The following is a 24666-nucleotide window of genomic DNA, read 5'->3' as shown; positions in this document are numbered from 1 at the left end:
GATCAGCCCTCCTTGCCTTCGTCGGAGGTCGCTTCGGCCTCGACGGTGTTGGTTTCCTCGGCAGCGGTGTCGGCAGCCGCGGCCTGATCGGCCAGCTTCGGCTCATCCTGCTCCGGCTGCGGCGCATTCTTCTGAAGCACGGCACCCGGGAACGGCGCTTCCGCCGGCATCGGCAGCTTCACCGCGTCGCGAACGAGCAGCCAGGAGTTGTTCGCGCCAGGCACGGAGCCCTTCACGAACAGCAGGCCGCGATCGGCGTCGGTGCGCACGATTTCCAGGTTCTGCTGGGTGCGCTGGCGGTCGCCCATGTGGCCGGCCATCTTCTTGTTCTTGAAGACCTTGCCCGGATCCTGGCGGTTGCCGGTGGAACCATGCGAACGGTGGCTGAGCGAAACGCCGTGGGTGGCGCGCAGGCCTCCGAAGCCCCAGCGCTTCATCGCGCCGGCAAAGCCCTTGCCCTGCGTGTGGCCGGTGATGTCCACCTTCTGGCCGGCAATGAAATGCTCGGCACTGATCGTGGCGCCGACCGGAAGCAGGCCATCCTCGGTTTCGAGGCGGAATTCCGCGACCTTCTTCTTCAGCGGCACTTCAGCCTTCGCGAAATGCTCGCGCTGCGGCTTGGCCACGTTCTTCTGCTTCGCCTCACCCGCACCGAGCTGCAGCGCGACATAGCCGTCGCGGTCCAGAGTGCGGTGGGAAACGACCTGACAATCCTCAAGCGCCAGAACGGTGACCGGCACGTGGCGGCCATCCTCCTGGAAGAGGCGGGTCATCCCGACTTTCTTGGCGATCACGCCTGTGCGCATGATCCATTCTCCTCACAGAGGCACCCGGACCCATTCCAGGTGCTTGTCAGCCCAATGATTCATGCGTCGCCCCGTCCGGGCTGAGTGCCTTCCCCGAAAGGAAGACGAGACGGGGGACGCAGCCCGGGCCGTTGCCCGGCGGTATCCCTATGTCTTGCCGCTCTTGCGAGACGGCGGGGCCATATGGAGCCCAATCACGTCCGGTCGTTTAAGGTCCGACCGGGAGGACCAGCCCCCGCTTGCGGGAGCCTGCGAGAACCAGCTCAGGCCAGCTTGATCTCGACATTCACGCCGGCAGCGAGGTCGAGCTTCATCAGCGCGTCGACCGTCTGGGCGTTGGGCTGCACGATGTCGAGCAGCCGCTTGTAGGTGCGCACCTCGAACTGCTCGCGCGACTTCTTGTCGATGTGCGGGCCGCGGTTCACGGTGAACTTCTCAATGCGCGTCGGAAGAGGAATGGGACCCCGGATAAGCGCGCCCGTGCGGCGGGCGGTGTCCGCGATCTCGCCAGTTGCCTGGTCGAGCACGCGGTGATCGAAGGCCTTGAGGCGAATACGGATATTCTGAGCGTCCATGTCCTACTACCGATGCGAAAGAGCCAAGAAAGCCCCACTGGGAGCCTTCCAAAAAACAAGAGACCGCCCCGCCTCACCGCGCTTCATCCGAAGCTCCGGGAAGGGGCGGCCCCCTTGAAACTGCAACCGGCCGAATCTCGCGACCCGGCCGGTGGCGCGTCTATATTACTTCGAGATCGAGCTGACAACCCCCGAACCGACGGTGCGGCCGCCTTCGCGAATAGCGAAACGGAGACCCTCATCCATCGCGATCGGAGCGATCAGCTTCACGCCGATCGTCACATTGTCGCCCGGCATCACCATCTCGGTGCCCTCGGGGAGGATGACCTCGCCGGTGACGTCCGTGGTGCGGAAGTAGAACTGCGGACGATAGTTGGCGAAGAACGGCGTGTGACGGCCACCTTCATCCTTCGACAGCACGTACACTTCGGCGCTGAACTCGGTGTGCGGGGTCACGGAACCCGGCTTGGCGAGAACCTGGCCACGCTCCACGTCGTCACGGCCGGTGCCACGCAGCAGGGCGCCGATGTTGTCGCCGGCTTCACCGCTGTCGAGCAGCTTGCGGAACATTTCCACGCCCGTCACGGTGGTCTTCTGCGTGTCGCGGATGCCGATGATTTCGACTTCGTCGCCAACCTTCACGATGCCGGTCTCGACACGGCCGGTCACCACGGTGCCGCGGCCGGAGATCGAGAACACGTCTTCGATCGGCATGAGGAACGGACGGTCAACCGGACGTTCCGGCTGCGGGATGAACTCGTCGACGGCCTTCATCAGTTCCTTGATGGAGTTCTCGCCGATTTCCGGATCGCGGCCTTCGAGCGCGGCCAGAGCCGAACCCTTGACAATCGGAATGTTGTCGCCGTCGAAATCGTACGAGCTCAGCAGCTCGCGCACTTCCAGTTCGACGAGCTCGAGGATTTCCTCGTCGTCAACCTGGTCGACCTTGTTCAGATACACGACGAGCGCCGGCACGCCGACCTGACGGGCGAGCAGGATGTGCTCGCGGGTCTGCGGCATGGGGCCGTCGGCAGCGTTCACCACCAGGATGGCGCCGTCCATCTGCGCCGCACCGGTGATCATGTTCTTCACATAGTCGGCGTGGCCGGGGCAATCGACGTGCGCATAGTGGCGCGCATCGGTTTCATACTCGACGTGGGCGGTCGAGATGGTGATGCCGCGCTCGCGCTCTTCGGGAGCCTTGTCGATGTTCGCGAAATCGATCGGTGCGCCCTGCACCTTGGTGATGGCCGCGGTCAGCGTCGTCTTGCCATGGTCAACGTGACCAATGGTGCCGATGTTGCAGTGCGGCTTGTTCCGCTGGAATTTTTCCTTAGCCATTGTTCCTATAACCTCTGTTCTTCAGAATGCGTTTCACGGGGATAAGGCAGGGCACCCGGTGAATCAGGCGCCCGCCCCTAGACGGTCGGCCTGCCTTAGGCAAGCTTCTCCTTGACCTCCTGTGCGACGTTCGCCGGCACTTCGTCGTAATGCGAGAACTGCATGGTGTACTGCGCGCGCCCCTGGGTGAAGGAACGCAGTTCGTTCACATAGCCGAACATGTTGGCGAGCGGCACGTTCGCTTCCACGACCTGGGCGTTGCCACGGCTGTCGGTGCCCTGGATCTGCCCGCGGCGGGAGTTGAGGTCGCCGATCACGTCGCCCATGAACTCCTCGGGAGTCACAACTTCGACCTTCATGATCGGCTCAAGCAGCTTGATGCCGGCCTTTTCCGCCGCTTCGCGCATGGCGCCGCGGCCGGTGATCTCGAAGGCCACCGTGCTCGAGTCGACGTCGTGATAGGCGCCGTCCACCAGCTTGATGGTGAAGTCGATGATCGGGAAGCCGACCAGATAGCCGCTCTCCGCCTGCTCGCGCATGCCCTTCTCGACCGAAGGGATGTACTCGCGGGGGATGTTTCCGCCCTTCACCTGGTCTTCGAAGATGATGCCCTGGCCGCGTTCGCCCGGGCTCACCACCACCTTCGCGCGGCCGAACTGGCCGGAGCCGCCCGACTGCTTCTTGTGGGTGTAATCGACCTCGACCTCGCGGGCGAGCGATTCACGATAGGCCACCTGCGGCGCACCGACATTGGCCTCCACCTTGAATTCGCGACGCATGCGATCGACGAGGATGTCGAGGTGAAGCTCGCCCATGCCCTTGATGATCGTCTGGCCCGATTCGTGGTCGGTGGACACCCGGAAGGACGGATCCTCGGCAGCCAGGCGGTTGAGGGCGACGCCCATCTTCTCCTGGTCGGCCTTGGTCTTCGGCTCCACCGACAGCTCGATCACCGGCTCGGGGAATTCCATGCGCTCGAGGATGATCGGCGCATTGGACGCGCACAGCGTGTCACCCGTGGTGGTTTCCTTGAGGCCGGCGATGGCGACGATGTCGCCCGCGAATGCTTCCTCGATGTCCTCGCGGTTGTTGGAATGCATCAGCAGCATGCGGCCGATCTTTTCCTTCTTGTCCTTCACCGAGTTCAGCACCTGGCCCTTGGCCAGCTTGCCCGAATAGATGCGGGTGAAGGTGAGCGTGCCCACGAAGGGGTCGTTCATGATCTTGAACGCCAGGCCGGAGAACGGCGCCTCGTCGGACGACGGACGGCTGTCCTCTTCCTCGCTGTCGGGCTTCACGCCGCGGATGGCGGGAACGTCGATCGGGCTCGGCATGTAGTCCACCACCGCGTCGAGCAGCGGCTGCACGCCCTTGTTCTTGAACGCGGAGCCGCACAGCACCGGCACGAAGGCCTGGTTCAGCGTGCCCTTGCGCACGAGGCGCTTGAGCGTCTCGGCGTCGGGCTCCTCGCCTTCGAGATAGGCTTCCATCACCGCATCGTCCTGTTCGACGGCGGTTTCGATCAGCTTCTCGCGATATTCGGCGGCCTTGTCGGCCAGCTCGGCGGGGATATCGACATAGTCGAACTTCGCACCCAGCGATTCATCCTGCCACACGACGCCCCGGTTGTTCACCAGGTCGACGACGCCCTTGAGGTCGCTCTCCGCACCGATCGGGAGATAGAGCACCAGCGGGGTCGCGCCGAGACGATCGATGATCGACTGCACGCAATAATAGAAATCCGCGCCCGTGCGATCGAGCTTGTTGATGAAGCACATCCGCGGAACCTTGTACTTGTCCGCCTGGCGCCACACGGTCTCGGACTGCGGCTCCACGCCGGCCACGCCGTCGAACACCGCCACCGCGCCGTCGAGCACACGCAGCGAACGTTCCACCTCGATGGTGAAGTCCACGTGGCCGGGGGTGTCGATGATGTTGATGCGGTGCTCTTCGCCCTGCCCGTCCTCGGCCTTCCAGAAGGTCGTGGTCGCAGCCGAAGTGATGGTGATGCCGCGTTCCTGCTCCTGCTCCATCCAGTCCATCGTCGCGGCGCCATCATGCACCTCGCCGATCTTGTAGGACTTGCCGGTGTAGTAGAGGATCCGCTCGGTCGTGGTGGTCTTGCCGGCGTCGATATGCGCCATGATGCCGATATTGCGGTAGCGTTCGATCGGATGGCTGCGGGCCATGGGAAATTCCTCGAAAGTGTGGGAGCCGCGTGAAAGTGGCCCCCATATAATATGAAGTATGACCGCTTGAAGACCCCGGCCGGAGGAGAACCCCCTCCAGCCGGATCTCAGCGCCGCACCTTACCAGCGATAGTGGCTGAAGGCGCGGTTGGCATCGGCCATGCGGTGCGTGTCCTCACGCTTCTTCACCGCGTTGCCGCGGTTGTTGGCCGCATCCATGAGCTCGCCCGAAAGGCGTGCCGCCATGGTGGTCTCGGCGCGACCGCGCGCGGCGGAGATCAGCCAGCGGATGGCCAGCGCCTGCGCACGCTCGGGACGGACTTCGACCGGGACCTGATAGGTCGCACCGCCGACGCGGCGGCTGCGCACTTCCACGGCCGGCTTCACATTGTTCAGCGCGTCATGGAACATGGCGATCGGATCGGCCTTGGCGCGGGTTTCCATCGTGTCGAGCGCGCCATAGACGATACGCTCGGCCGTGGACTTCTTCCCGTCCAGCATCAAATTGTTCATGAACTTGGACAGCACCACATCCCCGAACTTGGGATCGGGCAGGATTTCCCGCTTCTCGGGACGACGACGACGACTCATGTCGCTAATTCCTTCTTCTGGCCCGCCGCCAGCCTGGCAAAAGCCGGCTTCGTTGCGCGGTCGGGCTCCTAACCTCGGTTATTCGGCCAGGTGGACAGCGATCCCTATCGGACTGCCTGGGGCAGCCGGCACGGGATGACGTTCACCTCAGTGAACATCACTTGGGCCGCTTGGCACCGTACTTGGAACGGCTCTGCTTGCGGTCCTTCACGCCCTGCGTGTCGAGCACGCCGCGCAGCACGTGATAGCGCACGCCCGGAAGGTCGCGCACACGGCCGCCGCGGATCAGCACCACGGAGTGTTCCTGCAGGTTGTGGCCTTCGCCAGGGATGTAGGAGATGACTTCGCGGCCGTTGGTCAGGCGAACCTTGGCCACCTTGCGCAGCGCGGAGTTCGGCTTCTTCGGCGTCGTGGTGTAAACACGCGTGCAGACACCGCGCTTCTGCGGGTTCTGCTCCATCGCGGGCACCTTGCTCTTGGCCTTGACGGGCTCTCGGCCCTTGCGGACCAGCTGGTTGATCGTCGGCATACTTCTCTTCACCGGTTGGTGGTGCCATCGGGATCGGGGGATTGGTTCAGGCCTTGCGCCGGCCGCCTGCCGCAAGCGTGGCTTGCCGCGGAAACCCGGACCCGTCCGCCAAAGCGAAAGATGGCCCGATCGGCGCGAGGCTGAGACACTCCACCCGCGCCCACCGGCACCGGGTTACTTTGACGGTTGCCCCGATCGGAAGCACCAGGGCTTCCGGTCCAATAGAAAAGGGCCGCGAAAGGCCCCGGGACATACCGGCAATGTTCAGCTCTATCTGCCCGAGGCGAGCCGGGATTGCACCTGCCCTGCCTGCGGATCGGGCGCCACTAGTCGGATTCCGCCCGCCGGTCAAGCCGCCAGCCGGCTGCACCGCGGCAGGGGCACGACGGGTCGCATAACCGGCCGGAACGCACAACGCTTGCAATTTCCAGCAGAAGGCCCATCTAGCGGCTGCGTCACGTCGCCTGCGACGGAACTGACTGCCGTTTTCCGGCTTCTCCTTTCCCTCGATGCTGCAGGCCATATCACGCGGCCAGTCCGCGACGCATCAGTTTTAACAGCACGGAAGATATTGCCCTTGGCAAAGGAAGAACTGCTCACACTGGAAGGCTTCATCGACGAAGTCCTCCCCGATGGTCGCTTCGGCGTTACGCTGGACAACGGCCACAGGATCATCGCCTATACCGCCGGCAAGATGCGCAAGTTTCGCATCCGCTCGGTCGCGGGCGACAGGGTGCATGTCGAAATGACGCCCTATGACCTGACCAAGGGGCGGATCACCTTCCGTGAGCGGACTCCCGGCGCAGGCCCTGGCCCGGCCAGGCGCGCCGGCATAAGGCGCTGATATCTCCATCATGGCGCGTGGAATTTGCGCGCCGAACAAGGACCAGAATGAATCTTGAAAATACCGGCGCCGCGCGGCGCCACACGCTGTCCCTTCGCTTCAGCGGCGGGCCGCAGCAATCCGCGCGCGATGGCGGCCATGTGCCCGCCATCCTGTCTTCCACTCTTTCCCAGTTCGAACTGCGGCGCATCGTCGCCGCCATGGTCGACTAAGCATTTGCCCGGCTGCCGCAAGGCGCCGGGACGCTGTTCTGCCGGCCAGCCCAACCGGGCGCGGCCGGCCGGGCGGCAGTTGCCTTTTGCAGGCAAACATCGTATCTGTTCGCCATCGCGAGCAACCTTCCAGTGAGCGCTCGTGACTGAGAGACCGGAGTGCTCCCGCTTACGCCAGGAGCCATGACATGGATCTCAACCGCAAATACGCCGACCACCAGAAAGCCCTGATCCGCGCCTCGGCCGCATCGCTGAGCAGCGAGCGCGAGCGGCACATCGATTGTGCCGTCAGCATCGCCGGGCAGATCGAACGCTATCAGCTTGCGCTGGGTGCTGCCGCATCCTGCGCCTGGAGTGCTTCGCAGCTCGGCACCCGTACGCAGCTCGCCGCCGCGGCAAGCCCCGCGTAAGCGGCGCCTGCCCACACGCCTTTCCGCCGGACCTATCCGGCGGTGAGGTGATCCACCAGCGCCTTCACCTTCTTCTGCCGCCATTGCGGGCGCGGGGCCACCAGCCAGTATGACCGGCGGCATTCCTCCACTTCGCCCAGCGCGACCAGCGATCCATCGGCCAGCGCGCCTTCCACCAGCGGCAGCGGCATCAGCGCCTTGCCCAGCCCGGCGATCGCGGAACTGAGCGCCTGCCCGGCATTGCCGACCTGCAGCAGCGCCTTCTCCTCCTCCCCATCCGGCAGGGCAAAGCCCGGCCAGGCGATCCATCCGTCGCTGCCGCCCTCGCTCGCGGCGACGGCCACCTTGTGCCCCGGCGCCAGCTGCGCGCCTTCCAGCTCCCCCGGCCCTTCCACCAGCCTGATGGCGACATCCAGATTGGCTTCGGTGAAGTCCGCCTCCTCGTCGGCGATCAGCTGGAAGCGTACATCGGGATGGAGCGCGCGGAAGCTGGCGAGCCGCGGGGCAAGCCATTGCGCATAGAATTCGCGCGGCACAGCGATGGTATAGCTGGAACTGGCCTGCCCCGCCTGCATCGCCTGCACGCTTTCCTCGAACCGCAGGAAGCCTTCGCGCAGGGGATCGAGCCCCGCCACCGCTTCATCGGTCAACTCCAGCCCCTTAGAGGTGCGGCGGAACAGCACCACGCCCAGCACATCTTCCAGCGCGCGGATCTGCTGGCCCACGGCGGCCGGGGTCACGGCCAGCTCGTCCGCCGCGCGGGTGAAGCTGAGATGGCGGGCCGCGGCGTCGAACACGCGCAGGGCGTTGAGCGGGAGATGGGTGCGTTTCATGGCCCCTGCGCTCTATTGCGCCCGCGCCCGCCGGGCAAGCGCAAGGCGGATGCAGAGGGAATGCATGCGCGCGCCACGCGAATGACGTCGGACGGCCGGATTCCCCGCAAACGGAAGGGCGGCAGGCCCACGCACGCCCCCCTTGTGTCCCGCCAGCTACGCCTCAGATGAAGAAGGTCTGCGCCTTGCGGCGCCTTTCCCCTTCCCCGCGAAGGGCCGGACAGAATTGTTCAGAAATAGCGTCAGCCGCTCAGACAGGGTCGGCGGCGGTGCCTCCCACGGTCCAGGTCTGGCCCTTGGCCAGCAGCTTGGCGATGCTGGTGTCCTTGCCTTCGCTGGCGACGCGGTTCTGCGCGATCACGGCGCTTTCGAAGGTCGGCGCCGGATCGTCGTAGATCACGCCCAGCGGCATGGGGAACGGGCCGAAGGGCAGTTCCACCAGCATATGCGCCAGCGTGCGGTTGCGCACATTGTGCACCATCACGCCCGCGGACTGCCAGTCCCCGTCCACCACATCGACCACCTTGAGCGAGAAGCTCGCCTGATCGAGGGCGAGGCCCTTCACGCCGCCGCTCTTCTCGCTGCCGAACAGCATCGGCTCGCCATCGGCCAGCCACAGCTGGCGATCTTCCGCCCCCTTGGGCGCGGCGAAATCGTTGAAGACGTCCTTGTTGTAGACGATGCAGTTCTGGAAGATCTCCACGAAGGCAGCGCCCTTGTGGGCATGCGCGGCCTTCAGCACATCGGGCAGGTTCTTGCTGACGTCGAAGCCGCGCGCCACGAAGCGCGCACCCGCGCCCAACGCGAAGGCGCAGGGGTTGGCCGGGTGATCGACCGAGCCGAGCGGCGTCGACGGGCTGCGCGTGTTCTCGCGACTGGTGGGGGAATACTGCCCCTTGGTGAGGCCGTAGATCTCGTTGTTGAACAGCATGATCTGCATGTTCACGTTCCGCCGCAGCACATGCATCAGATGGTTGCCGCCGATCGACAGGCCATCACCGTCGCCCGTCACCAGCCAGACGCCGAGGTCCGGATTGGCGAGCTTGATGCCCGTGGCGAAGGCCGGCGCGCGGCCGTGGATCGTGTGGAAGCCGTAGCTTTCCATGTAATAGGGAAAGCGGCTGGAGCAGCCGATGCCTGAAACGAACACCGTGTTCGCCGGATCGCTGCCCAGCTGCGGCAGCGTGCGCTGCACCGCCTTCAGGATCGCATAGTCGCCGCAACCGGGGCACCAGCGGACCTCCTGGTCGGTTTCCCAGTCCTTCAGCGTGGTGGTGATGGGGGTCATGTCGTTCATTGGTTCACCGCCTTGGTGTCCGATCCTTCGCCGGGTTCTGCGGCGCCGTCGCCATGGAACGGCGCATCGGGATAGGTGCCATCGTCATGGCCGGATTCCGAAGTGGGCAGCTGCTGGCGATTGGGCGCCACCTCGCCGCCTTCATTGCCTTCCACGCCATCGAAGAACTTGCCGATCGCCGCTTCCAGCTCGGCGATCTGGAACGGCTGGCCGCTCGTCTTGGTGAGGCTTTCCGCGTCGATCAGCAGCTGGTCGCGCAGCACCGTCTTGAACTGGCCGGTGTTCATTTCGGGCACCAGCACGCGGTCGAAGCCGCGCAGCAGATCGCCGAGATTGGCGGGCAGCGGCCAGATGTGGCGCACATGGATGTGGCTGACCTTCTTGCCCTTCTCGCGCCAGCGGCGCACCGCCTGGCGGATCGGTCCGTAAGTGCTGCCCCAGCCGACCACCGCCAGTTCGCCCGTCTCCTCGCCCACGGCGACATCCTGATCGGGCACCGCGATGCCGTCGATCTTCGCCTTGCGGGCGTCGGTCATCTTCTGGTGGTTCTCGGGCGAATAGTCGATATTGCCCGTCAGCGCGTGCTTCTCGATGCCGCCCACGCGGTGCATCAGGCCGGGCGTGCCAGGCTTGATCCACGGCCGCGCGCCCTTGCCGTCGCGCTTGTAGGGGAGCAGCGTCTCACCGTCGTTCTTCTCTTCGAGGAAGGTCACGGGGAACGGTTCGTAGACCGCCGGGTCCGGCACCTTCCACGGCTCGGCCGCATTGGCGATATAGCCGTCGGTCAGCAGCATCACCGGGGTCATATATTGCGTGGCGAGGCGGCAGGCCTCGATCGCGACCTCGAAGGCATCGGCCGGGCTGCGCGCGGCGATCACCGGCATGGGTGCATCGCCATTGCGGCCATAGACCGCCTGATAGAGATCGCTCTGCTCGGTCTTGGTGGGCAGGCCGGTGGAGGGGCCGCCGCGCTGGCTGTTCACGATCACCAGCGGCAGTTCCACCATGATCGCCAGGCCCATCGCCTCGCCCTTCAGCGCAATGCCGGGGCCGGAGGAGGAGGTGATGCCCAGCTGCCCGGCATAGGATGCGCCGATCGCCGCACAGATGGCCGCGATCTCGTCCTCCGCCTGGAAGGTGGTGACGCCGAATTCCTTGAGCCGCGCCAGATGGTGCAGGATGGCCGAAGCCGGCGTGATCGGATAGCCGCCGAAGAACAGCGGCAGCTCCGCTAGCTGCGCACCTGCGACGAGGCCGAGCGAAACGCTCTCCGCCCCGGTGATGGTGCGATAGAGGCCGGGTTCGCTTTCCACCGGCGGCATGTTGACCTGCTTGAGCGGGCCGGACAGTTCCGCCGTTTCGCCATAGGCGTGGCCGGCATTGAGCGCGGCCACATTGGCGGCGGCAATGTCGGGCTTGTTCCTGAACTTGGCGTTCAGCCAGTCGATCAGCGGTTGCCGGTCACGGTCGAACATCCACAGGGCCAGGCCCAGCGTCCACATGTTCTTGCACCGCAGCGCGTCCTTGTTGCCAAGGCCGTAATCCTTCACCGCCTCGATCGTCAGCGCGGAAATGTCGAAGGCCAGCACATCCCATTTGGCGAGACTGCCATCCTCTATCGGATTGCTGTCATACTTCGCCTTCTCGAGGTTGCGCTTGGTGAACTCCCCCGTATCGGCGATGATCAGGCCGCCCGGCTTCAACGCCGCCAGATTCACCTTCAGCGCCGCCGGGTTCATCGCCACCAGCACATCGGGCGCGTCGCCGGCAGTGTTGATCTGGCGGCTGCCGAAGTTGATCTGGAAGGCGGAAACGCCGAACAGCGTGCCCTGCGGCGCGCGGATTTCCGCCGGAAAATCCGGGAAGGTGGCAAGATCATTGCCCGCCAGCGCGGTGGACAGGGTGAACTGCCCCCCCGTCAGCTGCATGCCGTCGCCGCTGTCTCCGGCGAAACGGACCACCATTGAATCCGGTGTCTGGGTGTGGGCCGGAAGTTCGGCCGCCTGGCTAGCCATGGTCAAATCCTGGAATCAAAATCCTGGCACGTCCCGAAGGACGGCTGTCACACTGCTTATCGCGGTGCGACCTAGGTTTCCCCTGCCCGCGCCGCAATCAAGTTTTTCTGTGCCGGCACGAATGAGCGTGGAAAAGCAGCATTCCTGCGCCTAGCTGTGCCGCATGACCGACCGCAAACCCAGTGAATATCGCCCCTGCGTGGGCGTCATGCTCGTCAACGGCGAAGGCCAGGCCTTCGTGGGCAAGCGTATCGACAACAAGGAAGGCGACCGCTGGCAGATGCCGCAGGGCGGAGTCGATCCGGGCGAGGATCTGGACATCGCCATGCTGCGCGAGCTGAACGAGGAAACCGGCATCACCCCGCGCCATTTGGAGATCGTGGATCGGATGGGGCAGGAACTGTACTACGACTTGCCTGAAGAGCTGATGGGCAAGCTGTGGGGCGGCAAATATCGCGGCCAGCGGCAGTTCTGGTATCTCGTGCGCTTCACCGGAACCGAAGCCGATGTGAATCTGGAGGCGCACAAGCACCCCGAATTCTGCGAATGGAAGTGGGTCGATCCGGAATTGCTGCCGGAGATCATCGTACCCTTCAAGCGTGAGATCTATGCCGCCGTGGTGGAGGCGTTCCGCGGCAAGGCCTGAAGGCTGAAGCCCGAAACCTGAAATCCGGGCCGCTCAGTTCTGGGTGACGAGCGGATCGGCCTTGGCCGCCTCCGCCGTCATCACCGCGTTGGCCGGGGGGCCGTTCTCGATCGCGGCGGCCAGCTGGCGGGTTTCGCTGCAGCCGTTGCCGCACAGCGATTCCAGCTGGGCGAGATTGCGGCGCGCCTTTTCCACGGCGCCCTTTTCCAGCATGGCCTTCCCCTCGCCCGAAATCGCGGCGAAGTTCTTCGGATCGCGCTCCAGCACATCGCGGTAATAGCGGATCGCCTTGCCCTGCAGGCCCTGGGCGCGTGCGGCATCCGCCAGATCGATATAAAGGGGGATGTAACCGGGATCGATCGCCAGCGCGGCTTCGAAGCTGTCCACCGCCTGTTCCACCTGCCCCTGCGCCAGTTCGGAGCGCCCGGCTTCGATCAGCTGCGCGGCGCGGGGATCGGGCGCACGGTCCGCGCCATAGCCTGCGCTGGCCGTCATCGCCGCGAGAAGCGAAAGGGCGGCGGCGGCAGGCAGGAAGCGCATCAAGTACTCCTTCAACGGGTGGCGGGAGAGGGAGGCACGGTTGGCCATCAATCCCTTGGTTATCATGCCTTACGGGCCAGAGCGACGAAAAACCCGTCCATCCGATCATGCAGCGGCGTGAGCCGGCGGCCCGCGCCGCGCGGGCGGCCGGCGGCAATATCCACGGGCAGGGCCGCCCAGTCCGCGTGTTCCGCCAGAAAGGCATCGAACTGCCCCGCCCCTTCCTCGTCCAGCAGCGAGCAGGTGACATAGGCCAGCCTGCCGCCCGGGCGCACCAGCGCCGCGCCGATCCGCAGCAGCCGCGCCTGCAGCGCCACCAGCCGGGCCAGTTCCGCATCGCGCAGGCGCCAGCGCGCCTCCGGGTTGCGGCGCCAGGTGCCGGTGCCGGAACAGGGCGCGTCGATCAGCACGGCATCCGCCTTGCCCGCCAATTGCGCCAGCGCCGCTTCCTCCTTGCCGGGATCGAGCAGCACCACATCGCTGACCAGCGCGCCCGCACGGTCGGCGCGCGGGGCAAGGCGTGAAAGCCGCCCCCGGTCGGTGTCCGCAGCGATCAGCGTGCCACGATTGCCCATGGCCGCCGCCAGCGCCAGCGTCTTGCCTCCGGCCCCGGCGCAGAGATCGACCACCACCTCGCCGGCCCGGGCGGCCAGCGCTTCGCACACCAGCTGGCTGCCGGCGTCCTGGATCTCCACCAGGCCGTCGCGATACTCTGCCCATTGTTCCACCGCTGTGCCCGTGGGCAGCCGCAGCCCCTGCGCCGAAGGCAGCGGCTCGCCGGCTTCCGGCAGGATCAGCGTGGCACGATCGGCCTTCAGCGCGTTCACCCGTATATCCAGCGGGGCACGGCCCAGCAGCGCTTCGGCCTCCGCCTCCGCCATGTCGGACGCGGCCAGCCGCTCTTCCAGCCAGCCGGGCGCGACACCGCCCGCTGCCGGCCGCTCTCCCTCGGCGATCGGAGCGGGGCCATAGATGGAGCCATCGAACAGCGGCGCCAGCGCCAGCGCGGGCTCCGCCTCCGCCAGCCGCAGCATGGCCGCACGGCCGCTGGCGGGCACCGGCCCGCAGGCGCGGATGGCGCCGAACACCAGCTCGCGAATGGCCCGCCGGTCCTTCGACCCGGCAAAGCGATTGGCCTTGAACCAATCCGCCACGATCCGGTCGGCCGGCGCGCCGAGCCCCTCGGCCGAGCGGATGATGCCATCGAGCAGTTCGATCGCGGTCTGCACGCGTGCAGCGGGGGTCATCGGCGTGCCCTCACCGCCGGCCCCGCGCGGCGGGTGGCGACAGGCAAATCAGCGCGTGGGATAATTGGGCGCCTCGCGCGTGATCGTCACATCATGCACATGGCTTTCGGAAAGCCCGGCATTGGTGATGCGGATGAACTTGCCGCGCTGCTGCAGATCCTTGATCGTGGCGGAACCGGTGTAGCCCATCGCCGCCTTGACGCCCCCGACCAGCTGGTGAACCACTTCGCGCGCCGGCCCCTTGTAAGGCACCTGGCCTTCGATCCCTTCGGGGACCAGCTTCATCTGATCCTTGATATCCTGCTGGAAATAGCGATCGGCGGAACCGCGCGCCATCGCCCCCACCGAGCCCATGCCGCGATAGGATTTGTAGGCCCGGCCCTGGTAGAGGAAGGTTTCGCCCGGTGCCTCTTCCGTGCCCGCCAGCAGGCTGCCGACCATCACGGTGGAGGCACCGGCGGCCAGCGCCTTGGCCGCATCGCCCGATGTGCGCAGGCCGCCATCGGCGATCACCGGTACGCCGCCGGCCGCCGCGGCACTTTCCATCACCGCCGTCAGCTGCGGCACGCCCACGCCCGCGACCACGCGGGTGGTGCAGATGGAGCCGGGGCCGATGCCCACCTTCACCGCGTCGGCGCCGGCATCGACCAGCGCGCGAGTCGCTTCCGCCGTGGCGACATTGCCGGCCACGATCTGCACCGAATTGGACAGCAGCTTGGCGCGTTCCACCGCGCGGGCCACTTCCTTGTTGTGGCCATGGGCGGTGTCGATGATAATCACGTCGCAGCCCGCATCCACCAGCGCTTCCGTGCGGGCAAAGCCCTTGTCGCCCACCGTGGTGGCCGCCGCCACGCGCAGGCGGCCGCTGGCGTCCTTGGTGGCATCGGGATTGAGCACCGCCTTTTCGATGTCCTTCACCGTGATCAGGCCGATGCACTTATAGGCATCGTCCACCACCAGCAGCTTTTCGATCCGCCGCTGGTGCAGCAGGCGGCGCGCCTCTTCCTGGCTCACGCCTTCGCTCACCGTGGCGAGGTTGTCGCTCGTCATCAGCTCGCGCACCGGCTGTGCGGGATTGTCGGCGAAGCGCACGTCGCGGTTGGTCAGGATGCCCACCAGCTTGCCCGCCTCGGTCACCACCGGGATGCCGCTGATGTTGTGGCGCGTCATCAGCGCCTGCGCATCGCCCAGCGGGGCATCGGGGGTGATCGTGATCGGGTTCACCACCATGCCGCTTTCGAAGCGCTTCACGCGCCGCACGGCGTCGCATTGTTCCTCGACCGTCAGATTGCGGTGGAGCACGCCGATGCCGCCGAGCTGCGCCATCACGATCGCCATCTCGGCCTCGGTCACCGTATCCATGGCCGAAGAGATGATCGGGATGTTGAGCGCGATCTCGCGCGTCAGCATCGTGCGGGTGCTGGCCTGCGACGGCACGATGTCGCTTTCCGCCGGCCTCAGGAGGACGTCGTCAAAGGTGAGGCCGGTTTCGATTTCCATGGGTGCCACTTGTCTGCTGGGGGGAACGATTCGTGGCGGCCCATGTAAACGCGGTTTGCGCCATCCGCTAGGGGGGCATCCGATTGCCTGCACAGCAGCCGGAGCGTGCCCCCCTCAGCGGCGCATCATTCGGCCGTCCAGCCGCCGTCGATCGAGTAGTTCGCGCCGTTGATGTTCTCGGCTTCGTCGCGGCAGAGGAACAGCGCGATCGCGGCCACCTGTTCGGGCGTCACGAACTTCTTGGTCGGCTGCTGTTCCAGCAGCACCTCGTTGATCACCTGATCGCGCGTCATGCCGCGGCTCTTCATCGTGTCGGGGATCTGGTTTTCGACCAGCGGGGTCCAGACATAGCCGGGGCTGATGCAATTGGCGGTAATGCCATGCGTCGCCAGCTCCAGCGCGATCGTCTTGGTGAAGCCCGCCACGCCGTGCTTGGCGGAAACATAGGCGGTCTTGAACGGGCTCGCGACCAGCGAATGCGCGCTGGCGGTGGCGATGATGCGGCCCCAGCCCTTCTTCTTCATCGCCGGCACGGCCAGCCGCGTGGTGTGGAAATGCGCCGTGAGGTTGAGCGCGATAATCTTGTCCCACATCGCCGGCGGGAATTCCTCCACCGGGGCGACATGCTGCATGCCGGCATTGTTGACGAGGATGTCCACCTCGCCCGCGCCCTTCATCAGCGCTTCCACGCCTTCGGCGGTGGTCAGATCCTCGTTCACATAATCCGCGCCGCCCAGCTCCTCGCGAATCTTCGCGATTTCCTGCTCGTCGCCGAAACCGTTGAGGACGATCTGCGCGCCTTCCGCCGCGAAGGCCCGCGCCATGGCGAGGCCGATGCCCGAAGTCGAACCGGTGACGAGTGCACGCTTGCCGCTGAGGAACATAAGGAACTCCTGCAAATTGGGCTTTCATGCCCGTGGGACGCGGTTGAAGATGGTGCTCGCAACCCGCCGGCGCCAGCGATAATTGCGGGAAGTCATACTTAAGGAGGAGGCATGCGGCTCGATCGTTTCAATCCCGGGAATATCCGCGTGCGCAGCGGCGGCGGCGGCGGATTTCCCGGCGGCGGCGGCGGCAAGATCGGCTGCGGCGGGCTGGTGGTGGTGATCGTGGGCGCGCTGGTGTTCGGCGTGGACCCGGCACAGATGCTCGGCACCATGGACCAGTTGCAGCAGGCCGGCCCTTCCCGGCAGGAGGCCCCCTCCGGCAGCGGGGCGGAGGAGCTCTGCACCGCCAACGACTATGCGCTGGAAGCCTGCAACGCGCTCGATTCGCTCAACCGCACCTGGCAGCCGCTGTTCCAGCAGGCGGGCATCCCCTTCGAACAGCCCGAACTGGTGTTCTATCGCGGGGGCACGGCGTCCGGCTGCGGCGCCGCCTCCAGCGCGATGGGGCCGTTCTACTGCCCGGCGGACGAAGGTATCTATATCGACACCAGCTTCTACGACCAGATGGCGCAGGAGATGGGCGCGGGCGGCGATTTCGCGCGCTATTACGTGATCGCCCATGAATATGGCCACCACATCCAGCAGCTGACCGGGGTGGCCTCGCAAATCCGCTCCGCCCAGCAGAGCAATCCGCCGCAGGCCAACCAGCTGCAGGTGCGGATGGAGCTGCAGGCCGATTGCTATGCCGGCGTCTGGGCCGGCCGCAACCGCGACCTTATCGAGCCCGGCGACTTCGAAGAGGGAATGACCGCGGCCAACGCCATCGGCGACGACACGCTGATGCGCAGCGCGGGCCGTGCAGTGGTGCCGGAAAACTTCACCCATGGATCGAGCGAGCAGCGGATGCAGGCGCTGCGGCTGGGGATGCAGTCGGGCGACGACACCCAGTGCGACCGGATCGTGGAGCGCGGGCTCTAGCGGCCGGCGGCCCACGCCAAAGCGGCGGAGCTCCGCTGCCGGAACTCCGCCGCCATGACCAACCGGCCCGGGGACTGCTTCGGACCGATCAGAGCTCTTGCGACATTTCGGCCAGGCTGGCGTCCATATCGCGCAACGCTTCGGCGCGTTCCCGCGCGGGAATGGCCGAATTGGCGGCAATGGCGGCGCGCGCCTGCTTCATCCCCTGCACGGCGACGGCCATCGCGGAATCGCCGCAGTTCACCGCCACGGCGCCCGTGCCGCTGGCGGCAACCGTGCGAGACGCGGCTTTCCCATCGCAGGAAAACGCAAAGTTCATTGCCTGCATGGCGGCGCTGGTGGCGGCCTTCTCCGCCACCGCAAGCTGGCGCAGCGCGGTCGCGGTGACCGGGCTGTCCTCGCCCAGCTGCTGCTTCACTTCGTAGCGGGCGCGCGCCATCTCGGCCCTCATCTCCTGCAAGGCGCGGTTGCGCTCCTGCTGCGCTTCGGCCAGCGCCTGCTGCCGCTCCCGTCCCGCCTCGCGTAAGGCCTGCTGCCGCTCCCGCGCGGCTTCGCGCAGGGCCTCGGCGCGTTCGCGCTGGGCTTCCGCCATATCCCGGTGCAGCTCAGCCCGGTCGCGCGCAGCTTCGGCCTCGTCCATGCGGCGCTGCATCTCGTCCTCGTCGAAATTGCCGTCGTCCGAATGGGCCTCCACCCGGCGAGTGCGCGTCTCGCCGTTCGCATCCTTCTCGCGCCAGATCCACACGCGCGTCTTGCCGTCGGCGGAGGTGGTCATCTGCGCCGAGTGCGGGACGGCCGGGGGCACAGGGGGAGCCGGCGGTGCGGGCGGCTCCGGCAATTGCAGGGCAGAGAGCGCGGCCGGCGGCTCGGGCGCGGCAGGCGGTGCTGGCGGCACGGGCGCCGCCGGCATGAGTGGCGCCGCGGCGGCGTAGCCAATGGAGGCCGTGAGCGGCAGGGCAAGCGCCCCTGCGGCCACCAGGCTGCGGCCCAGCAGGCGCTGGCGGCGGGTCGTCTCGGTCATGGTGAGACTCCTCAAACGATGGATGATGGACTTCTCCCCCAGCACCGGGCAGGCCATCGGCGCAGCCAGTGCAAGGCGAGGCCCCGCAGCTATGTTCGCGATCAGGGCGGCGTAGCGCACCCGGTCTTCCCGCCCGCGGCCGGACAGCACGCGCGCATCGCAGGCCGCTTCCTGATCGCGGCGCATGGCGCGCCAGCCGATCCAGGCGAGCGGGTTGAACCAGTGCAGCGCCAGCACCGCCTGCGCGGCGAAATTGGCAAGCAGATCGCGGCCCCGATGATGCGCCAGCTCGTGCGCAATGGCGAGATCGCGCGAGGCGATGTCCCGCTGGGCCATGAAGAATTGCGGCAGGGCAATCACCTTGTCCCGCACGCCGAAGGCCACCGGCGCGGTGACGGCGGGCGTCTCCACCAGCCGGATGCGGCCCACGTCGCCCACGGGGCGCGCTTCGGCCAGAAGATCCTCCCGCATCCGGCGATAGGAGACGATCCGCCAGCCGAGGAACACCATCGCCCCCGCCAGCCACAGCGGCAGGAGCGATTGTTCGGCCAGCTGCAGCGCCGCGTCGGACCAGCTCCACCCGCTGGCGAAAGGCGTGGCAGCGATGGCCGCCCCGGCATTGCCGGCCATTACGCCGGTGGAAGGGGCAGCGGGAACCGCCAGCGCCGTCTCCAGCATGGCTTCGCTTTCGGGCGCATAGCTGGCGGGAAGCACGATCGGCGGCATGATCAGCCGCAGGAAGGGCAGCGCCCACAGCGAATAGGCGATCTGCGGCCCGAAATGGCGGGCCACCGGCCGGCGCAGCAACAGCACCACGGCGATCAGCAGCCCCGTGTAGAGCAGCGTATCGAACAGGATCTCCAGCGGCCAGGCGCTCATTGCCGCATCTCCCGCAGCAGATCCTCGATCTCGCGGATGTCCTCGTCGCTCAGCGCCTCATTCTCGGCCAGGAAGGCAAACAGCGGCGCGGCGCGGCCGCCGAACAGGCGGTCCACCAGCCGGCGCGATTCGCCGCCCAGATAGGCTTCGCGTGCCAGCAGGGGCGAATAGAGGAAACGGCGGCCATCGGGCTCCGTGTCCACGGCGCCCTTCGCGACCAGCCGCGAAAGCAATGTCTTCACCGTGGGCATGGACCAGCCGCGCTCCGCGCACACCGCCTCGCACACTTCGGCGGCCGTCTGCGGGCTGCGCTGCCACAGCGCCTCCATCACGGCATGTTCGGCCTCGCTGATCCGCTCCGCCCCGCCTTCGATCGTATCGGTAGAATCCGCCACACCGTCCTCCCTGACGATTACGTGTGTAGGCGATTCGATTACGTTTGTAAACATGAAGCGTGGATGAACGTTTTGCCAATGCGGCCGCCGCTGGCTAGGGATCGGACATGGACGGACCGCCGCATCGCGCAACCAGCCTGGCCAGGTGCCACAACATCGCCGATTTCCGCGAACTGGCGCGGCGCAAGCTGCCCTTTCCGGTGTTCCATTACATTGATGGCGCGGCGGATGATGAAGCGACCAAGCGGCGCAACACCGAAGCGTTCGATGCCGTCGATCTCGTCCCCAATGTGCTCGCGGGCGTGGAAGAGGTCGATACCTCCGTCACCGTGCTCGGCCGCAAGACCGCGCTGCCGCTGATGCTCTCCCCCACCGCGCTGCAGCGGCTGTTCCACTGGCAGGGCGAGCGCGCCACGGCAGCGGCGGCGGAAAAGTTCGGCCTGTGGTTCGGCATATCCAGCCTCGCCAGCGTGAGCATAGAGGAGATCGGCCGCCGCTTCTCCGGCCCCAAGATGCTCCAGTATTACTATCACAAGGACAAGGGGCTGAACGCCGCCCTGCTGGAACGGGCCCGCGCCGCGCAATTCGATGCGGTGACGCTGACGGTGGATACGATCGTGGGCGGCAATCGCGAACGCTGCCTGCGCACCGGCTTCACCACCCCGCCGCGCATTACGCCGGCCAGCGTGTTCTCCTATGCCGCCAAGCCGCGCTGGGCGCTGGATTATTTGTTCCGCGAGAAATTCGAGCTGGCGAACCTCAAGGACCATGTGGACGCCGGCAGCAGCTTCGCGCTCTCGGTGGCCGACTATTTCAACACCATGCTCGATCAGTCGATGGACTGGGCCGCGGCGGACCGGCTGCGGCAGGACTGGGGCGGCAAGTTCTGCCTGAAAGGCATCATGTCCGTGGCCGATGCGCGGCGCGCGGCGGACATCGGCGTGGATGCCATCATGATCTCCAACCACGGGGGGCGCCAGCTGGACGGCAGCCGCGCGCCCTTCGACCAGCTGGCCGAAATCGTCGACGCGGTGGGGGACCGGGTGGAGGTGATCCTGGATGGCGGCGTGCGACGCGGCACCCATGTGCTGAAGGCGCTGAGCCTGGGGGCGAAGGCGGTTTCCGGCGGGCGCCTCTATCTCTACGCGCTGGCCGCCGCCGGGCAGGCCGGGGTGGAGCGCGCGCTCAGCCTGCTGGAGGCGGAAATCGTCCGCGACATGAAGCTGATGGGCGTCACCTCGGTGGAGCAGCTGACGCGCGAGAATTTGCGCTGGCGCTGAACCGCCTCAGCGGGTGACGATCCCGATCAGCACCGCCAGCCCCAGCACCAGGAGGAAGCTGTTGAACAACAGCAGCAGCCAGGGCGGCAGGCGCCGGGTATCCGGTCGGGGCGGCGGCACGCTGCGTGCCAGTTCGCGCCACACTGCGGCAAGGAAGCAGAACTCCGCGAACAGGATCAGGACGATGGACGCCGCCAGCACCAGCCAAGGGTGGACCAGCTCTTCCAGCAGCGCCTTCGCGCCGATGCCCGCCGCCAGTGAAGCGAGCCCGGTGCGCATCCAGGCGGCATAGGTCCGCTCCGCCGCCAGCAGCGTACGGTCCGCGGCCAGCTGGGTGCGGCGATCGGCACTGTCTTCCTGTGTGTCGGCGCTTTCCACCAGCTTGTCCGCGCTCTTCGCCAGCTTCTGCTGGGCATGCGCCGCCGCCGTCTCGCCCTGTTGTGCCATGCCCGCCTAACGCACAAAGGCCGGGCTAGTGCCGCGGCGGATTTCCTACTCCGCCGCCGGTCGGCCATGCGCGAGCCATGCCCGGCTGCGCTCTCTATCCCGCCCCGCCTCCCGCTTCGGGGGCTCGTGTGCCAGGCCCGCTTTTCTGCCAAAGAACCCTGTTCCACGGCGTTCCAAGCGTTCTCCAGCTGCGACGAACCGAGTGGGGCGCGGGCGGCAAATCGGGCTGGCCCTGCGGGCGGCTTCCTTCCACTCTGCGGCCATGCTGAAACGATTCGCTCTCCCCCTCGCCCTGATCCTTCCCGCCGCCGCCTTCGCCCAGGATGCGCCGGCAGAGCCCGCGCCGCGCACGGTGGATGTGGTGTTCGAAACCGAGCAGGGGGACATCACCATGGCGCTGGAGGTGGAGCGGGCGCCGATCACCGCGGGCAATTTCCTGCGCTATGTGGACAACCACCGCTTCGACGGCACCGTCTTCTACCGCGCCATGCGGCTGGACTGGGGCGAGCAGCCCAACGGGCTCCTCCAGGGGGGCACGCAGAACGATCCGAAGCGGATCATGGCGCCGATCGCGCATGAGCCGACCAGCGAGACGGGCCTCACCCATGATGTCGTGGGTGCACTCTCGATGGCCCGCAACGAGCCCGGCACGGCAACGGGCGATTTCTCGATCATGGTAAGCCCGCAGCCCGGCCTCGACGCCGATCCGAAGTCGGAGGACGAGAATTTCCGCCTCGGCTACGCGGTGTTCGGCCGGGTGACCGACGGGATGGAGGTGGTCCGCACGATTTTCGATTCCCCGGTGGATCCGGAGAAAGGCGAAGGCTGGATGAGGGGCCAGATACTGGCGCAGCCGGTGAAGATCATCCGCGCGCACCGCGTGGATGCGGCAGGCGGGGAATAGGAGCCGCCCCCCGGCACCGCGAGGCGCCGGAGGACGCGGCGTGGATTAGTAAACGCGCTTCTTCGGCTTGATGTATTCGGCGTCGCTGGTGAGGGTGAAATCATGCACCGGGCGGTAATCGATCCGCACGCCGCCGCCCTTGCCGCCCCAGCCTTCGAACCACACCGCGGTGTGCTTCATCCAGTTGGCATCATCGCGCTCGGGATAATCCTCATGCGCATGGGCACCGCGCGATTCCTTGCGGTTATGCGCGGAATGCATCGTCACAGTGGCCTGGGCGATCAGATTGTCCAGCTCCAGCGTCTCGATGAGGTCGGAGTTCCAGATCAGCGACCGGTCGGTGACGGAGATATCCTCCATCGCGCGGTAGATCTGGCCGAGCTGCTGCTTGCCTTCCGCCATCAGTTCGTCCGTGCGGAACACGGCGGCGTGGGCGGACATGGCGCGCTGCATGTCGGTGCGGATCTTGGCGGTGGAGGAACCGCCCCTGGCGTTGCGGAAGTGATCGAGCCGGGTGAGCGCCAGATCGGCGCTGTCCTTCGGCAGCTCGTCCTGCGCGGCATTGGGCTTCACCAGCTCCTTCAGCCGGTGGCCGGTCGCGCGACCGAACACCACGAGGTCGATCAGCGAGTTGGAGCCGAGGCGGTTGGCGCCATGCACCGAAACGCAGGCCGCCTCGCCCACCGCAAACAGGCCGGGCACCACGGTTTCCGGATTGCCGTCCGCACCGATGGTCACGACTTCGCCGTGATAATTGGTGGGAATGCCGCCCATGTTGTAATGCACCGTGGGGACCACCGGCAGGGGCTGGCGCGTCAGGTCAACCCCGGCAAAGATCTTGCCGCTTTCGGTGATGCCGGGCAGCCGCTCCGCCAGCACCTTGGGATCGATATGATCGAGGTGCAGGTAGATGTGGTCCTTGTTCGGCCCCACGCCGCGCCCTTCGCGGATTTCCAGCGCCATGCTGCGGCTGACCACGTCACGGCTGGCCAGATCCTTGGCCGAGGGGGCGTAGCGTTCCATGAACCGCTCGCCTTCCGAATTGGTGAGATAGCCGCCCTCGCCGCGCGCGCCTTCGGTGATGAGCACGCCGGCGCCATAGATGCCGGTGGGGTGGAACTGCACGAATTCCATGTCCTGCAGCGGCAGGCCGGCGCGCAGCACCATGCCGCCGCCATCGCCGGTGCAGGTGTGCGCGGAGGTGGCGGTGAAATAGCAGCGGCCATAGCCACCGGTCGCCAGCACCACGGCCTGCGAGCGGAAGCGGTGGATCGAACCGTCATCCAGGCAGATGGCGATCACGCCCACGCATTTGCCGCCGCTCATGATCAGATCGATGGCGAAATATTCGATGAAGAAATCGGCATCATACTTCAGGCTCTGCTGGTAGAGCGCGTGAAGCATGGCGTGGCCGGTGCGGTCCGCCGCGGCGCAGGTGCGCTGCACCGGCGGGCCTTCGCCCATGTTCTGCATGTGCCCGCCGAAGGGCCGCTGGTAGATCGTGCCATCGGCATTGCGGCTGAAGGGCACGCCGGCGTGCTCCAGTTCGTACACCGCATGCGGCGCCTCGCGCACCATGTATTCGATGGCGTCCTGGTCCCCCAGCCAGTCCGACCCCTTCACCGTGTCGTACATGTGCCATTGCCAGTGATCGGGCGTGTTGTTGCCCAGGCTGGCGGCAATGCCGCCCTGCGCCGCCACGGTGTGGCTGCGCGTGGGGAAGACCTTGGTGATGCAGGCCGTCTTCAGTCCGGCTTCGGCGCTGCCCATGGTGGCGCGCAGGCCGGAACCGCCCGCGCCGACGACCACCACGTCATAGGTGTGGTCGATGATCTGATAGGCCGGCTGCGTGCCGGTGCGCGATCCGGGCGTGGTGTCCGGCGTCGTGGGTGCGGGATTGGCCATCAGGCGGCTCCCCCCAGGGCCAGGCGTGCGATCGAGAACAGGCCGAAGGCCGCCCCGCCGAAGGCCGCGAGATTGAGCGCCAGCACCGCGGCCAGCTTGTTGCCCGCCTCATGAACATAGTCGCCGATCAGTTCGTTCAGGCCCATGCGCGCATGCCAGAACACGGAAATCACCAGCAGCGCCATCGCCGTGGCGGGTACGGGCGAGGAAATCCATCCCCGCACCGTGGCGTAGGAGAAATCCGGCAGCAGGATCAGGGAAATCGCGAAGAAGCCCACCAGCAGCAGATTGCCGACAGCGGTGAAGCGCTGCAGCAGCCAGCTGTGCGTGCCTTCATGCGCGGTGCCGAGCCCGCGCACACGACCGATCGAGGTTCCATTGCCCATTGCGATATG

25 protein-coding genes are annotated in these 24666 nt (G+C 66.5%); 7 read left to right on the top strand and 18 right to left on the bottom strand.

Annotated elements, in window-relative coordinates; all coding sequences use genetic code 11:
- Window positions 1–2 precede the first annotated feature (2 nt).
- The 6 genes from rplC to rpsL form a co-directional block, all read right to left on the bottom strand.
- Window positions 3–806 (bottom strand): 50S ribosomal protein L3, encoded by an 804-nt coding sequence (gene rplC / locus AEB_RS08130; RefSeq protein WP_119082738.1) that lies wholly within the window; start codon window positions 804–806, stop codon window positions 3–5.
- Between the two features lie 263 nt (window positions 807–1069).
- Window positions 1070–1381, bottom strand: coding sequence for a 30S ribosomal protein S10 (gene rpsJ / locus AEB_RS08125; protein WP_010234663.1), 312 nt, complete (start codon window positions 1379–1381; stop codon window positions 1070–1072).
- A 165-nt stretch (window positions 1382–1546) separates the two neighbouring features.
- Window positions 1547–2722 (bottom strand): elongation factor Tu, encoded by a 1176-nt coding sequence (gene tuf, locus AEB_RS08120; RefSeq protein WP_119082737.1) that lies wholly within the window; start codon window positions 2720–2722, stop codon window positions 1547–1549.
- Between the two features lie 95 nt (window positions 2723–2817).
- Entirely contained in the window at window positions 2818–4911 is a 2094-nt protein-coding gene (gene fusA, locus AEB_RS08115; protein WP_119082736.1) for an elongation factor G, read from the bottom strand.
- A gap of 120 nt (window positions 4912–5031) precedes the next feature.
- A complete protein-coding gene (rpsG, locus tag AEB_RS08110; protein ID WP_119082735.1) occupies window positions 5032–5502 on the bottom strand; it encodes a 30S ribosomal protein S7 in 471 nt (156 codons plus the stop codon).
- A gap of 157 nt (window positions 5503–5659) precedes the next feature.
- Entirely contained in the window at window positions 5660–6031 is a 372-nt protein-coding gene (gene rpsL / locus AEB_RS08105) for a 30S ribosomal protein S12 (protein ID WP_119082734.1), read from the bottom strand.
- Between the two features lie 577 nt (window positions 6032–6608).
- Between rpsL and infA the strand changes: the two genes are divergently transcribed.
- The 3 genes from infA to AEB_RS08095 all read left to right on the top strand — a co-directional run bounded on the left by infA (window position 6609) and on the right by AEB_RS08095 (window position 7497).
- Window positions 6609–6875, top strand: coding sequence for a translation initiation factor IF-1 (gene infA / locus AEB_RS08100; protein ID WP_119082733.1), 267 nt, complete (start codon window positions 6609–6611; stop codon window positions 6873–6875).
- A gap of 47 nt (window positions 6876–6922) precedes the next feature.
- Complete coding sequence (locus AEB_RS18155; RefSeq protein WP_172593030.1) at window positions 6923–7087, top strand: hypothetical protein; 165 nt, start codon at window positions 6923–6925, stop codon at window positions 7085–7087.
- A 188-nt stretch (window positions 7088–7275) separates the two neighbouring features.
- Window positions 7276–7497 (top strand): hypothetical protein, encoded by a 222-nt coding sequence (locus AEB_RS08095; protein WP_119082732.1) that lies wholly within the window; start codon window positions 7276–7278, stop codon window positions 7495–7497.
- 32 nt (window positions 7498–7529) lie between these two features.
- Here the strand turns inward: AEB_RS08095 and AEB_RS08090 are convergent, their stop codons facing one another.
- The 3 genes from AEB_RS08090 to AEB_RS08080 all read right to left on the bottom strand — a co-directional run bounded on the left by AEB_RS08090 (window position 7530) and on the right by AEB_RS08080 (window position 11642).
- A complete protein-coding gene (locus AEB_RS08090) occupies window positions 7530–8330 on the bottom strand; it encodes a LysR family transcriptional regulator (protein WP_119082731.1) in 801 nt (266 codons plus the stop codon).
- Between the two features lie 250 nt (window positions 8331–8580).
- On the bottom strand, window positions 8581–9627 hold the full coding sequence (locus AEB_RS08085) for a 2-oxoacid:ferredoxin oxidoreductase subunit beta (RefSeq protein WP_119082730.1): 1047 nt from the start codon (window positions 9625–9627) through the stop codon (window positions 8581–8583).
- Window positions 9624–11642: a 2-oxoacid:acceptor oxidoreductase subunit alpha gene (locus AEB_RS08080; protein ID WP_119082729.1), complete on the bottom strand. Its 2019-nt coding sequence runs from the start codon at window positions 11640–11642 to the stop codon at window positions 9624–9626. The genes AEB_RS08085 and AEB_RS08080 overlap by 4 nt, the downstream gene beginning before the upstream one ends.
- 163 nt (window positions 11643–11805) lie before the next feature.
- Here AEB_RS08080 and AEB_RS08075 point away from each other — a divergent pair, with 163 nt between their 5' ends.
- Entirely contained in the window at window positions 11806–12288 is a 483-nt protein-coding gene (locus tag AEB_RS08075) for an RNA pyrophosphohydrolase (RefSeq protein ID WP_119082728.1), read from the top strand.
- A 33-nt stretch (window positions 12289–12321) separates the two neighbouring features.
- On the opposite strand, the gene AEB_RS08070 is transcribed toward AEB_RS08075, so the two are convergent.
- From AEB_RS08070 to AEB_RS08055, 4 genes are all read right to left on the bottom strand, one after another.
- Window positions 12322–12828: a tetratricopeptide repeat protein gene (locus tag AEB_RS08070; RefSeq protein WP_172593029.1), complete on the bottom strand. Its 507-nt coding sequence runs from the start codon at window positions 12826–12828 to the stop codon at window positions 12322–12324.
- A 62-nt stretch (window positions 12829–12890) separates the two neighbouring features.
- On the bottom strand, window positions 12891–14075 hold the full coding sequence (locus AEB_RS08065; RefSeq protein WP_119082727.1) for an RsmB/NOP family class I SAM-dependent RNA methyltransferase: 1185 nt from the start codon (window positions 14073–14075) through the stop codon (window positions 12891–12893).
- Between the two features lie 48 nt (window positions 14076–14123).
- Window positions 14124–15575 carry an IMP dehydrogenase gene (gene guaB, locus AEB_RS08060; protein ID WP_119082726.1) on the bottom strand — a complete coding sequence of 484 codons (1452 nt, stop codon included), beginning with the start codon at window positions 15573–15575 and terminating at the stop codon, window positions 14124–14126.
- Between the two features lie 125 nt (window positions 15576–15700).
- Window positions 15701–16459 carry a 3-hydroxybutyrate dehydrogenase gene (locus tag AEB_RS08055; protein WP_119082725.1) on the bottom strand — a complete coding sequence of 253 codons (759 nt, stop codon included), beginning with the start codon at window positions 16457–16459 and terminating at the stop codon, window positions 15701–15703.
- Between the two features lie 111 nt (window positions 16460–16570).
- On the opposite strand from AEB_RS08055, the gene ypfJ reads away from it, so the two are divergent.
- Window positions 16571–17440, top strand: coding sequence for a KPN_02809 family neutral zinc metallopeptidase (gene ypfJ, locus AEB_RS08050; protein WP_119082724.1), 870 nt, complete (start codon window positions 16571–16573; stop codon window positions 17438–17440).
- A gap of 88 nt (window positions 17441–17528) precedes the next feature.
- On the opposite strand, the gene AEB_RS08045 is transcribed toward ypfJ, so the two are convergent.
- Window positions 17529–19340, bottom strand: coding sequence for a M56 family metallopeptidase (locus AEB_RS08045; protein ID WP_119082723.1), 1812 nt, complete (start codon window positions 19338–19340; stop codon window positions 17529–17531).
- Window positions 19337–19669, bottom strand: coding sequence for a BlaI/MecI/CopY family transcriptional regulator (locus AEB_RS08040; RefSeq protein WP_231958980.1), 333 nt, complete (start codon window positions 19667–19669; stop codon window positions 19337–19339). Before AEB_RS08040 ends, AEB_RS08045 begins: the two co-directional genes overlap by 4 nt.
- Before the next feature lie 173 nt (window positions 19670–19842).
- Here AEB_RS08040 and AEB_RS08035 point away from each other — a divergent pair, with 173 nt between their 5' ends.
- The gene (locus tag AEB_RS08035) at window positions 19843–21015 is read left to right on the top strand and encodes an alpha-hydroxy acid oxidase (protein WP_119082721.1); all 1173 of its coding nucleotides are present in this window, start codon (window positions 19843–19845) and stop codon (window positions 21013–21015) included.
- A gap of 6 nt (window positions 21016–21021) precedes the next feature.
- Here the strand turns inward: AEB_RS08035 and AEB_RS08030 are convergent, their stop codons facing one another.
- Window positions 21022–21462, bottom strand: coding sequence for a YidH family protein (locus AEB_RS08030; RefSeq protein ID WP_119082720.1), 441 nt, complete (start codon window positions 21460–21462; stop codon window positions 21022–21024).
- 262 nt (window positions 21463–21724) lie between these two features.
- Here AEB_RS08030 and AEB_RS08025 point away from each other — a divergent pair, with 262 nt between their 5' ends.
- Entirely contained in the window at window positions 21725–22366 is a 642-nt protein-coding gene (locus AEB_RS08025; RefSeq protein ID WP_119084533.1) for a peptidylprolyl isomerase, read from the top strand.
- A gap of 45 nt (window positions 22367–22411) precedes the next feature.
- On the opposite strand, the gene sdhA is transcribed toward AEB_RS08025, so the two are convergent.
- Together sdhA and sdhD are read right to left on the bottom strand one after the other, a co-directional pair.
- On the bottom strand, window positions 22412–24271 hold the full coding sequence (sdhA, locus tag AEB_RS08020) for a succinate dehydrogenase flavoprotein subunit (protein ID WP_119082719.1): 1860 nt from the start codon (window positions 24269–24271) through the stop codon (window positions 22412–22414).
- Window positions 24271–24657, bottom strand: coding sequence for a succinate dehydrogenase, hydrophobic membrane anchor protein (sdhD, locus tag AEB_RS08015; protein WP_119082718.1), 387 nt, complete (start codon window positions 24655–24657; stop codon window positions 24271–24273). Before sdhD ends, sdhA begins: the two co-directional genes overlap by 1 nt.
- Window positions 24658–24666 lie beyond the last annotated feature (9 nt).

The organism is Altererythrobacter sp. B11 (genome assembly GCF_003569745.1).
Lineage (GTDB): Bacteria > Pseudomonadota > Alphaproteobacteria > Sphingomonadales > Sphingomonadaceae > Croceibacterium_C.
The sequence above is the reverse complement of the archived record's forward strand: the minus strand, read 5'-3'. Positions and strand labels throughout refer to the sequence as shown.